Annotated in this window: 10 protein-coding genes; 7 read left to right on the forward strand and 3 right to left on the reverse strand. The window is 44.5% G+C overall.

What is annotated here, in order from left to right; all coding sequences use genetic code 11:
• The first annotated feature begins 82 nt into the window (after positions 1-82).
• The 7 genes from mutL (at position 83) to WAE59_RS15765 (ending at position 8,065) form a co-directional block, all read left to right on the forward strand.
• A complete protein-coding gene (gene mutL, locus WAE59_RS15735) occupies positions 83-1,951 on the forward strand; it encodes a DNA mismatch repair endonuclease MutL (RefSeq protein WP_337856937.1) in 1,869 nt (622 codons plus the stop codon).
• Between the two features lie 5 nt (positions 1,952-1,956).
• Positions 1,957-2,709 carry a rhomboid family intramembrane serine protease gene (locus WAE59_RS15740; protein ID WP_337856938.1) on the forward strand — a complete coding sequence of 251 codons (753 nt, stop codon included), beginning with the start codon at positions 1,957-1,959 and terminating at the stop codon, positions 2,707-2,709.
• A complete protein-coding gene (locus tag WAE59_RS15745) occupies positions 2,702-3,577 on the forward strand; it encodes a rhomboid family intramembrane serine protease (RefSeq protein WP_337856939.1) in 876 nt (291 codons plus the stop codon). The genes WAE59_RS15740 and WAE59_RS15745 overlap by 8 nt, the downstream gene beginning before the upstream one ends.
• 1 nt (position 3,578) lies before the next feature.
• Positions 3,579-4,691, forward strand: a complete 1,113-nt coding sequence (locus tag WAE59_RS15750; protein ID WP_337856940.1) for an endonuclease/exonuclease/phosphatase family protein — start codon at positions 3,579-3,581, stop codon at positions 4,689-4,691.
• An 18-nt stretch (positions 4,692-4,709) separates the two neighbouring features.
• Positions 4,710-6,170: a cysteine--tRNA ligase gene (cysS, locus tag WAE59_RS15755; RefSeq protein WP_337856941.1), complete on the forward strand. Its 1,461-nt coding sequence runs from the start codon at positions 4,710-4,712 to the stop codon at positions 6,168-6,170.
• A gap of 77 nt (positions 6,171-6,247) precedes the next feature.
• Positions 6,248-7,105: a DUF4440 domain-containing protein gene (locus tag WAE59_RS15760; RefSeq protein ID WP_337856942.1), complete on the forward strand. Its 858-nt coding sequence runs from the start codon at positions 6,248-6,250 to the stop codon at positions 7,103-7,105.
• 72 nt (positions 7,106-7,177) lie between these two features.
• Positions 7,178-8,065 (forward strand): glycerophosphodiester phosphodiesterase family protein, encoded by an 888-nt coding sequence (locus WAE59_RS15765; RefSeq protein WP_337856943.1) that lies wholly within the window; start codon positions 7,178-7,180, stop codon positions 8,063-8,065.
• On the opposite strand, the gene WAE59_RS15770 is transcribed toward WAE59_RS15765, so the two are convergent.
• The 3 genes from WAE59_RS15770 to WAE59_RS15780 form a co-directional block, all read right to left on the reverse strand.
• A complete protein-coding gene (locus tag WAE59_RS15770) occupies positions 8,062-9,024 on the reverse strand; it encodes an AAA family ATPase (protein ID WP_337856944.1) in 963 nt (320 codons plus the stop codon). The two genes, WAE59_RS15765 and WAE59_RS15770, sit on opposite strands and share 4 nt — an antisense overlap.
• A gap of 4 nt (positions 9,025-9,028) precedes the next feature.
• Positions 9,029-10,396, reverse strand: coding sequence for a peptidylprolyl isomerase (locus WAE59_RS15775; protein WP_337856945.1), 1,368 nt, complete (start codon positions 10,394-10,396; stop codon positions 9,029-9,031).
• A gap of 64 nt (positions 10,397-10,460) precedes the next feature.
• Positions 10,461-11,051 carry a hypothetical protein gene (locus tag WAE59_RS15780; protein WP_337856946.1) on the reverse strand — a complete coding sequence of 197 codons (591 nt, stop codon included), beginning with the start codon at positions 11,049-11,051 and terminating at the stop codon, positions 10,461-10,463.
• Positions 11,052-11,100: the final 49 nt, after the last annotated feature.

Here is an 11,100-nt window from a genome sequence, read left to right on the forward strand (position 1 = left end):
GAAGCTTTTGTTAAAGATAGGAAACATCGTTCGGATTGAGGCTTATTTTGCCTAAATTAGCAACCTTTACCGAGGAACATAAATGTCAGATATCATACAACTTTTACCCGATAGCATAGCGAACCAGATCGCCGCAGGAGAGGTCGTGCAACGTCCGGCATCGGCAGTAAAAGAACTTTTGGAAAACGCTATAGATGCAGGGGCTAATAAAATACAACTGATCATCAAGGATGCCGGAAAGGCACTGATCCAGGTGATCGACAATGGTTGCGGCATGAGCGTAACCGACGCACGCATGTGTTTTGAACGTCATGCGACCTCTAAAGTGCGCAAGGCCGAGGACCTTTTTGCCATTCGTACCATGGGATTCCGCGGTGAGGCCATGGCCTCGATCGCAGCGATTGCACAGGTAGAGATGCGGAGTCGCCGTCATGAGGATGAACTGGGGACCAGGATAGAAATAGAGGGTTCGGAAGTGATCCTTCAGGAGCCGGTGGCTACACCCGAAGGAACCAGCATCTGCATCAAAAACCTTTTTTACAATACACCTGCGCGCAGGAATTTCTTGAAGAGCAACCCTGCCGAGATGCGGCACATCATCGATGAATTTCAACGCGTGGCGATGGCCAACCCTTCGGTGTCTTTTACCCTGCACCATGATGGGGCAGAGATCTACAGGCTTCCGGCTTCCGTATTGAAACAACGGATCGTGCACCTCTTTGGCAACAACTACAATGAACGCCTGATCCCTGTAGAGGAAGAGACCAGCATCATCAACCTGAAAGGTTTCATCGGCAAACCACAGTTTGCCAAGAAGACCCGGGGTGAGCAGTTCTTTTTTGTGAACAACAGGTACATCAAAGACCCTTACCTCAATCATGCGGTAAACCGGGCTTATGAAGAACTGCTGGCGGAGGAAAACTTTCCATTGTATGTGCTTTTTATAGACATAGATCCGGCTAAGATCGATGTAAACGTACATCCCACTAAGACGGAGATCAAATACCTGGATGAGAAGTCCATCTATGCGATACTGCATTCGGCCGTTAAGCGTTCCCTGGGTAGGTTCAATATCAGCCCGACGATCGATTTCGATCAGGAGACGGGTTTCAGCAGTATGATCACACCAATGCAGCCGGAAGAGATTGTGCCGCCAAGCATCAGTTTCAATCCTGACTTCAACCCTTTCGCAGGTGATAAGCCAGTATCTACAAGGGATGCTGCTTATGCCTCTTTTACCAAAAATTATGGTGGTGGCGGGGGCATGTCGGCCAGTACCAAGAACTGGGGCTCGCTTTATGAGATTGCGGAACATCAGCCGGCAGCGCAGTCGAGCCTCGATTTGCCTGCTACGCAGAATGACGACGTTTTTGCTCCGGTGCAAAAGCAATTGATGCAGCTGCACAACAGGTACATCATCTCGCAGATCAAATCGGGGCTAATGCTCATCGACCAGCAGGCTGCGCATGAACGGATCCTGTACGAGCGTTTTAGTTTGCATTTGGAGGATAGGAAAGGGGCATCCCAGCAGAGTTTATTCCCGCAGACCGTTACTTTGAGCCCGAATGACTATGAACTGGCCAGAAGTTTGCTTGAGGATATCAAAAGTTTGGGTTTTGAGGTACGGGAATTCGGTAAAAATACCCTGGTAATAGAAGGAATCCCTGTGGATCTGGGCAGCAGCAATATCAATGAAACACAATTGTTTGAACACCTGATCGAAGGCTTTAAGAATTCGCAGCAGGAGTTGAAACTTGATAAAAGAGATGCGCTGGCCAGAAGCATGGCGCGCAACAGTGCGATCAAGAACGGAACTGTGCTGAGCCAAACAGAGATGAATACCCTGATTGAACAACTTTTTGCCTGTAAGACACCTAATTTCAGCATCAGCGGGAAACCCGTGATCCAAACCATAGGGCTCACAGAACTGGATAAGAAATTTGATAAATAAGACGAATGAATAACCTCAATATACCGCCGGTAGTAAAGAACTTATTGATCATCAATGTGCTTTTTTTCGTGGCGACGATCGTATTTAAAAATACGGGGATTGCTGACCTTCGGGATATTTTAGGAGTCTATTATTTCGATTCTTCTCTATTTAAGGTGTGGCAGCTGCTGACTTATATGTTTATGCATGTTAATTTTATGCACCTGTTTTCGAATATGTTTGCATTGTTCATGTTTGGCGGCATGCTGGAGAAAAGGTGGGGTGCAAAGCGATTTTTGAATTATTACCTGATTACAGCGCTAGGTGCTGTAGTTTTACAAATGGGCGTTCAGGCCTATGAGGTTTATCACATTACCGGATCAGCAATAAATAACCCTGTGAATAATCTGCTGAGGACAGACCAATACATCCAGGGCGATATTAACATCCCTAATCTGAGTCAGGTCGATCACGATACGCTGTTGGGCATTTATGGAGGCACTATGATGGGAGCATCTGGAGCTGTATTTGGCGTTCTTGTTGCTTTTGGTATGTTGTATCCTAACATTGAGTTAATGATGCTCTTCTTTCCTGTACCAATTAAAGCGAAGTATTTCGTGATTGGTTACGTGATATTGGAGCTGAGTTCGGGTGTAGCGAGAGTACCCGGTGATTCTGTAGCCCATTTTGCACACCTTGGTGGTGCCTTGATCGGCTTTATACTGGTGAAATTTTGGAAAGATAAAAATAACGATAGATTCTATAAGTATTATGAGTAACAACACTTTTAAAGATTTAAAGCATAAGGTGTTTCAATCAGGTGATCCATCTTATCTTTATATAGGGATCAATACGATCATCTTTGTGGTATTCGCATTGATCAATGTGCCATTTTTTCTTTCAGGCAACGGGGGAAGTGCTTATGATGGACTGATCAGGGAATACATGGGCTTCCCTGCTTCTTTGCAACAATTGCCGTATCGTTTTTATACGATATTGACCTACCAATTCTTCCATGAGGGTTTCTTTCATTTGCTGTTCAATATGCTTTGGCTGTTTTGGATGGGCCGGATTTTTCTGGATTTCCTGAAACCACGTCAATTTCATTTCGTATACCTGTGCGGAGGTTTTGCCGGGGCACTGTTGTATTTATTGGCCTACAATGTATTCCCTGTCTTTGCTGCTGTTACTGCGAGCGGCACCGCCACTGTGATCGGTTCTTCTGCTGCGGTGATGGCCATTGTGGTCGCAACAGCAACATTGGTTCCTGATTATAGTTTGCGTTTGTTGCTTCTTGGAGATGTAAAATTGAAGTATCTGGCCATTGCTTATGTGGTATTAGACCTCATTGGTACTGCTTCTCCTGCTGCCGGCGGGAGTTTCGCGCACCTGGGTGGTGCGATCCTGGGTTTTGCCTATATCAAAATGCTGAGAGGAGGTACCGACTGGAGCAATATCTTCAAAAAGAAGCCCAAACTGAGGGTAGTAAAAAACAATACTTCAGGCAAAACTACTGCGCCAAGAAAAAATGTAGATCGGGTAGATCAGCAGGAAATAGATGCCATACTGGATAAAATTTCTAAAACTGGCTACGATAAACTGAGCAGGGAGGAAAAAGAAACCCTATTTAAGGCCAGCAAACATTAGCATGAAGAGATCAAAGCCAACATTCCTGGATAAATTGATGCGCCTGATTGCTGTTTTGCTCGCAATAGCATTGGTGCTCGGTTTTTTGGCTGGACGTTTTGACCCCAGAGATTATAAATACATTCCCTTTTTTGGCCTGGCTTATCCCTTTATGCTAGGCTTAAATGTGCTAATGATCATCTGGTGGTGCATCCGTGGCCGTTGGTCTTTTGCCTGCTCTACACTGATACTGATCCTTCTGGGCTGGTCGGCGCTTAGCGCAACATTTGGTATTTTTGGAAATGAGGGCATTGGGCCTAAAGCGCGTGCTGAGGACATCCGGATGATGACTTACAATGTGCACAGCTTCAAGCCCTATGGTACTGATATCGTTGATTCTGTAAAGGAGCAGATGCTGGATCTCATTCAAAAAGAAAATCCAGATGTCATATGCTTTCAGGAATACTTTACGCGTAGGAAAGGTCCATATGACATCACTGATAGTTTGAAGCGCATTTTGGACACCCGGCATTTTTACTTTGTGCCTTCATCTGACAACAATTATGAAGCGACAGGTCTGGCCATTTTCTCGAAGTATCCGATTGTTAATAAAGGTGTAATCGCGTTTGGCGAAAATTTTGTCGGCAACGGCAGTATCTATGTCGACCTCAAAATAAGGGGACAAAAGCTCAGGGTTTACAACGTACACCTGCAATCGATCTCGTTTGAGAAACAGGATTACAACTATCTGGATAAGGTGACAAAAAAGATGGATGCTGAACTGGTACCTGCAAAGCGAATTGCCAGTATGCTCAAAAGCGCCTTCCTGAAGCGCAGCGCACAGGTAGACATCATGAAGGCACACATGTCGACCTGTGAGATCCCATTTTTGGTAGCCGGAGATTTCAATGACACGCCCGCTTCTTATGCGGTGACGCAAATGACAAAATCGATGAACAGCACCTTCAAAGCCCATGGCAGCGGTTTGGGGCGCACCTATAATGGCAAGTTCCCGAATTTTCAGATCGATTATATCGCCACAACAAAGGACATTAAGGTACACAACTATCGCATCATAGAAGCTCAATTGTCAGATCATTTTCCTGTTCGCAGTGATTTGTCTTTAAATCCCTAAATTTTTTACCTTTACAACATGAATACAGGCTTACAGCTTTACAATACCCTTACGCGTAAAAAAGAACCATTCGAACCGCTCAACGCTCCTAATGTGGGCATGTATGTTTGCGGTCCTACCGTTTACAGTGATGTTCACCTGGGTAATTGTCGTACCTTCATCTCCTTTGATCTGATTTTCCGTTACCTCAAATACAGTGGTTATAAGGTGCGCTATGTGCGCAATATAACCGACGCCGGACACTTGGAAGGCGATAGGGATGAGGGAGATGATAAGTTTGCAAAGCGCGCCAAGCTGGAGCAGCTGGAGCCGATGGAGATCGTACAGAAATACACTCTGGGTTTTCATGACGTGCTGAGGATGTTCAATACCATACCACCAAGTATAGAACCTACGGCTACAGGGCACATCCTCGAACAGATAGAAATGATCAAGGAAATCCTGAGCAATGGTTACGCTTATGAAGCCAATGGCACGGTTTACTTTGACGTAGAAAAATACAGCAAACAATATAATTATACCATCCTGACCAACAGGAATTTGGAAGACATGCTGGCCAATACCAGGGAACTGGGCGGGCAGGATGAAAAACGTGGCCGACTGGATTTTGCCCTCTGGATCAAAGCAAAACCGGAAACGCTGATGCGCTGGCCATCTCCATGGGGTGTGGGTTTCCCGGGCTGGCATATTGAGTGCTCCGCAATGAGTGCCAAATACCTGGGTGATGAATTTGATATCCACGGTGGCGGGATGGACCTTGCCGCTACACACCATACCAATGAGATTGCACAATCGGAAGCCTGCAGCCATAAACAACCGGCCAAGTATTGGATGCATACCAATATGCTGACTGTAAATGGTTCAAGGATGTCTAAAACGGCAGGAAACGGGTTTTTGCCCGGCGAGCTTTTTACAGGTAATCATCCTTTACTGGTTAAGGGTTTTAGTCCGATGACGGTGAAGTTCTTTATGCTGCAGGCGCATTACAGGAGTACGCTTGATTTTTCCAATGAAGCCCTGGATGCCTCTGAGAAAGGTTTCAGAAGGCTGATGAATGCGGTCGCACTTCTGGACAAATTAAAGGTTTCTGAACAGAGTGATTTTGAGATCGCGCCTATCGCAGAAAACTGTGGCAATGCAATGAACGATGATTTCAACAGTCCGGTGGTCATCGCAGAGCTGTTTGAACTGGTAAGGATCATCAATACTGTATACGATGGCAAGGGTGCAATTTCTGCAACTGAACTGAAAAAGTTGAAGAAGGTGATGAATGATTTTGTATTTGAGATTTTCGGTCTGAAAGATGAAGACACTTCCAACACAGAACTGAACTCGGTGCTGGATCTCGTCATTGATATCCGTAAATCTGCCAAGGAAAATAAAGATTATGCAACTTCAGACAAAATCCGCCTGGGCCTCCAGGATATGGGCATACAGCTCAAGGACAGTAAAGAGGGCACCAGCTGGAACAAGATCTGATATTGTGCAATTGTTAATTACTTTTTAACCCAAAAAACACAGCATCTCTTATATTCGCTGTAACTATATCAAATACTATGAATAAATTTCTTTGTACAATCGTTGCTGCATCTATTACGATTGGCGCTTATGCGCAAAAATCTGATGGAAGCACCAAATCCCTGTTGAAAGCTGAAAAGGAATTTGCGGAAAACCTCTCAAAAAATGGTGCCAAGGTAGCATTCAATGAGTATGCTGCAGATAATGGTCTGGTCTTCAGGCCAAATCCTGTAAATGCAAAAACCTATTATGCGACACAAGGTGACACTAAAGACCTGAGTTGGACTCCGGCTTACGCCCGGGTATCCAGGAGTGGTGACTGGGGCTTTACTACCGGTCCTTTCACTTATAAAGGAAAAGAAACCGCTTATGGACAATATTTTTCCGTATGGAAAGCGGCTCCAAATGGCAAATGGGAACTGGTATTGGATCTGGGAACGGAGCACAATAAGCCCCTGAATAAAGTAAGCAATGAATTCATCGAACCAAAGGATTTCTATAAGCCTAAATTCCTCAACGACAGACAGCGCCTTGCCGGTGCAAACATCATTGAGACAACGGAAAAAACCTTGAATGCGACCTTAAAGTCATATGGCGTATCGGCATTTGCCGGATTTATCAATCCGGATGTAAGGATCCTTTTTCCAGGTTATGAGCCGATCATCGGTAAAGATAAGGCCCTGGCTTTCTTCAATAGTATGATCAGCAAAATAGCCTTGAAAACAACTAAGGTTGATAAAGCTGATGGAGGTGACCTGGCTTATTCTTATGGCATTGCTGCGGTAGATTATAAAGCCGACCTCAGGGAAAGCTTCAATTATGTATTCATTTATGAGCGTCAGGCTGACCACAACTGGAACCTGATTGCAACCGTATTTACTCCTGCTGATCGTTAAGATCTTATTGACATTTCGCACATGAAGGGTTTCTTAAAGGAGTATTTAAGGAACCCTTTTTATTTGAAGCTTATGAAAGGACCTTTAGTTTTTATAGTGATGCTGCTCTTTATGACCATACAGGCATCGGCACAGAAATTTGACCTTCAGGGCAACAGGGGTGCCCGGGGTATAATGCCTGAGAATACCATTCCCGGTATGCTCAGGGCTATAGATTTAGGTGTGAATACCCTGACCATGAATGCAGTGATCTCGAAGGATAAGAAAGTGGTGCTCTCCCAGGAGCCTTATTTCAACCATGAATTTAGTACCCGCCCTGATGGGAAGGCCATTACCCTGAAGGATCAGAAGAGCTACAACATTTATAAGATGGATTATGCCGATGTAGCGAAGTTCGACGTAGGAACTAAAGTGCATAGCCGATTTCCTTACCAGGAGAAAATGCCAGTCAGCAAGCCATTGCTGGAGGAAACCCTGGATGCTGTCGAGGCTTATGTGAAAGAACGTAAATTGCCAAAACCGGAATATAGCATAGAGACCAAGACGATTCCGAAAGGAGACAACGAGTTCCAGCCGGAGCCGGCGGAATTTGTAGCGCTGATCATGGAGATTGTGAATGCCAGGAAATTAGCAAAGAGGGTGACCATTCAGTCTTTTGATGTGCGTACACTACAGTACCTGCACGAACACTACCCTAAGGTGAAAACAGCTTTGCTGATCGATGAAAAGATTGACTTTGAAGTAAATGTAGCTGAATTAGGCTTTAAACCGACCGTGTATAGTCCTTATTCCGTTCTCGTAGGAAAAGGCCTGGTAGAGCGCTGTCATGAAGCCGGAGTGAAAATCATTCCCTGGACAGTGAATACCGTAAAGGATATGAAATACCTGATCGAACTTGGGGTTGATGGCGTGGTTACAGATTATCCGAACATCTACAAGAATGTAAAGGAGGACAATTAAAATAGGTTTTGGATGATTTTTTCGATGGAAAGACCTTCTGCTTCTGCACGGTAATTCCGCACAATGCGGTGCCTTAAAATGGCTTCAGCTACAGCTTGCACATCTTCGATGTCGGGAGAATACTTCCCGGATATGGCAGCATGGCATTTGGCACCTACGACCAGGAATTGTGAAGCTCTAGGGCCTGCGCCCCAACTGATGTATTTGTTTACTTCCTCCGTTGCCAATGGCGTATGAGGCCGCGTTTTACTCGCCAGTCTAACCGCATATTCTACAACGTTGTCGGCAATCGGAATATTTCTGACCAGCTTCTGAAAGAATTGGATCTGTTTGGCATCGATGATCTTTCTTAATTCTGTTTGGGTGTTACTGGTGGTATTTTTTACGATGGTGAGCTCCTCTTCAAAAGTCGGGTAGCCCAAATGCACGTTGAACATGAACCGGTCTAGCTGGGCTTCCGGGAGGGGATAAGTACCTTCCTGTTCAATCGGGTTTTGTGTGGCCAGTACAAAGAATGGGTTGGGTAACACATGTCTTTGTCCGGCGGCGGTTACTGCTTTCTCCTGCATCGCTTCCAACAGTGCCGCCTGAGTTTTAGGTGGGGTCCTGTTGATTTCATCAGCGAGAACAATATTGGAGAATATTGGGCCAGGGATGAACTTAAAGTTCCTGTCCTCGCCCAATATCTCTGCGCCGATGATGTCACTTGGCATCAGGTCGGGCGTAAATTGAATTCTATTGAAATTCAGGTCCATTACACCTGAGACAGTTTGTACGAGCAATGTCTTCGCTAGACCGGGTACCCCCACCAACAGGCAATGCCCGTTGCTAAAGATGGAGATGAGGACAGATTTTACAATGGCTTCCTGTCCGATCACTACTTTGCCGATTTCGGCTGTGATGTTTTTGTAGGCCTGGTGTAAAGCGTCTACGGCTTTGATGTCATTCTCAAACTGCATAAGGTTATTTTTTGGCTACAGGGCTAGTCCATAATTTCAATTCATCACAGCTACCATAATCTTCGTCGATCTTAATATAGGTATTTTCCCTTCTTTTCTCAAACCATTCGCTGAGTACACGGGAAATTTTATCCTGCTGTGCAAATTCCTTAAATTTAGCATAGTCCTGTTCCAGATTTGCTTTATGAGGTGCAATCTTAGATTTCAGTAACAGGATTTTGTAACCCTCTTTGCCATCAGGATCTGAGAAAGCAACCGGTTGGGAAATTGCGCCTGTCTTCATGGTGTCAACCACAAGAAATACCTTCGGGTCCAGTTTATCGGCAGGAATGAAAGTAGTCCTGGTAGATCTTCCATCATAAAACATGATCATACCACCATTGTATTGAGATTCTTTATTTCCGGAATACAAAGATGCAGCAGTAGAGAAAGGCAATTTTTTGGCCAGCAAATTTCTGTAGATCGTGTCAGCTTCAAGCTTGATGCGCTCCATACTCGCAGGTGTCGTCTGTGGTTTGATCAGGATATGACGGGCCTGAACCTGCTCACCACGGCGTTCGATCACCTGGAGAAAATGAAAGCCATGTTCTGATTCAAATACCGGGGAAAGTTCACCGGCTTTCAGTTTAAATGCCTGTGCAGTAAATTCTTTCACCATTTGCTGACGGTCAAAGAAGCCAAGGTCACCACCGTCGGGGGCCGAACCCGGATCTTCGGAGTAAGACTTGGCAAGAAATGCGAAATCTTCACCGCTTTTAACCCTCAGTCTGAGTGCTTCAATTTTATCTTTGAATTTTTGTTTCTCTGCGGCAGTCAGTTTAGGATACAGCACAATTTCACCCACTTCAAATTCAGTAGGGATATCCGGCAGACTGTCTTTCGCATAGGATTCAAAATAGCGTTTCACTTCCAGTGGGGTGACATTTACGTTTTCTGTGATCTTTTGCTGCATTTTGTTGGAGATCAGTTGCTCCTTAATGTCAGGTCTGATCTCATCCTTGTATTGCAATACGGATCTGTTCAGGAAACCTTCCAATCGCTCCTGTCCACCAGCTCTTTGGATCATGTTGCGCATACGCTTATCTACCTCTTCATCAATCTGTGGCTCTTCTACCATAATGGAGTCGATCTCCGCCTGTTGTTTCAGGAGTTTCTGGGTCAGCATTTGCTGAAGGATGTAACACTTAAATTTAGGGTCATCAGGATTTCCCTGGTTCAGGAACTGTGCATATTGCTGGTTGAGCTCCGACAATAAAATGATGTTGTTACCTAAAACAGCTACTACTTTGTCTATGTTCTTTTTAGGACCTTGAGCTTGTGTGTTGAAAAACAAGCAGATCAGTCCGCTTGCGATCAAATAAAATTTCCTCATTCTATGGTTGTTCAATTGTATTCTTTATTTGCAAATTTAACATTATCTGTACGAATGGCTGTATTTATAATTTAGCCAGTTTCTTCAATTCATCCTGGTAGCGCTTTATAGGGAAACGTTTCCTTAATGCCGTTACCCAGTCTTCTTCCATTTTCCGTTGATAATCTGCGATCACCTGTCCCCTTGCTTCCTCAAAAGACATTGTTCCATAAGCACTTCTATGTTGATCATAAAAGTTCCTCAGTTGATGTTCATCGTTTTGAGCCCGCTCCCAGATTTTTTTCTCCGAGATGTTGAACATCAGAACTGCCTCCTTGTATTCATTCATGATGAAACTATATTCTGCGCTGGTTTTTGAAATCCTTTTTTGTGCACGAAGCGCAGCTTCATAGTTCTCAATTTCACGCAGGTAACTCGTGTCTCTATCCATTCCTGCCTCCCGCGCATCCAATACCTTCAGCTTAAAATCAATATAAAGGTTAAGACAAGTTTCCAGTTCGCTGTAGGTTGCATTGGCATTACCAGCATGGTTCCGTTTAAAAAACCACATGAATTCCTTATTGCTTATGGCCTTTCCATTCACTACAGCCACATGCTGTGCATAGGCAGCGTTAACAAAAAGGGAAAGCATCACGACACAGCAAACTTTTCTCACAAAAGATCTTTGGTATTAATTTTTAAGGCATAAAAGTAATAAATAAAGG

The organism is Pedobacter sp. GR22-6 (assembly GCF_037402555.1).
In the GTDB taxonomy this organism is placed as follows: Bacteria; Bacteroidota; Bacteroidia; order Sphingobacteriales; family Sphingobacteriaceae; genus Pedobacter.

What these genes read in the sequence shown, in the direction of transcription:
- mutL (WP_337856937.1), top strand. Translation starts at nt 83, where the DNA reads ATGTCAGATATCATACAACTTTTACCCGATAGCATAGCGAACCAGATC.
- WAE59_RS15740 (WP_337856938.1), top strand. Translation starts at nt 1,957, where the DNA reads ATGAATAACCTCAATATACCGCCGGTAGTAAAGAACTTATTGATCATC.
- WAE59_RS15745 (WP_337856939.1), top strand. Translation starts at nt 2,702, where the DNA reads ATGAGTAACAACACTTTTAAAGATTTAAAGCATAAGGTGTTTCAATCA.
- WAE59_RS15750 (WP_337856940.1), top strand. Translation starts at nt 3,579, where the DNA reads ATGAAGAGATCAAAGCCAACATTCCTGGATAAATTGATGCGCCTGATT.
- cysS (WP_337856941.1), top strand. Translation starts at nt 4,710, where the DNA reads ATGAATACAGGCTTACAGCTTTACAATACCCTTACGCGTAAAAAAGAA.
- WAE59_RS15760 (WP_337856942.1), top strand. Translation starts at nt 6,248, where the DNA reads ATGAATAAATTTCTTTGTACAATCGTTGCTGCATCTATTACGATTGGC.
- WAE59_RS15765 (WP_337856943.1), top strand. Translation starts at nt 7,178, where the DNA reads ATGAAAGGACCTTTAGTTTTTATAGTGATGCTGCTCTTTATGACCATA.
- WAE59_RS15770 (WP_337856944.1), bottom strand. Translation starts at nt 9,024, where the DNA reads ATGCAGTTTGAGAATGACATCAAAGCCGTAGACGCTTTACACCAGGCC.
- WAE59_RS15775 (WP_337856945.1), bottom strand. Translation starts at nt 10,396, where the DNA reads ATGAGGAAATTTTATTTGATCGCAAGCGGACTGATCTGCTTGTTTTTC.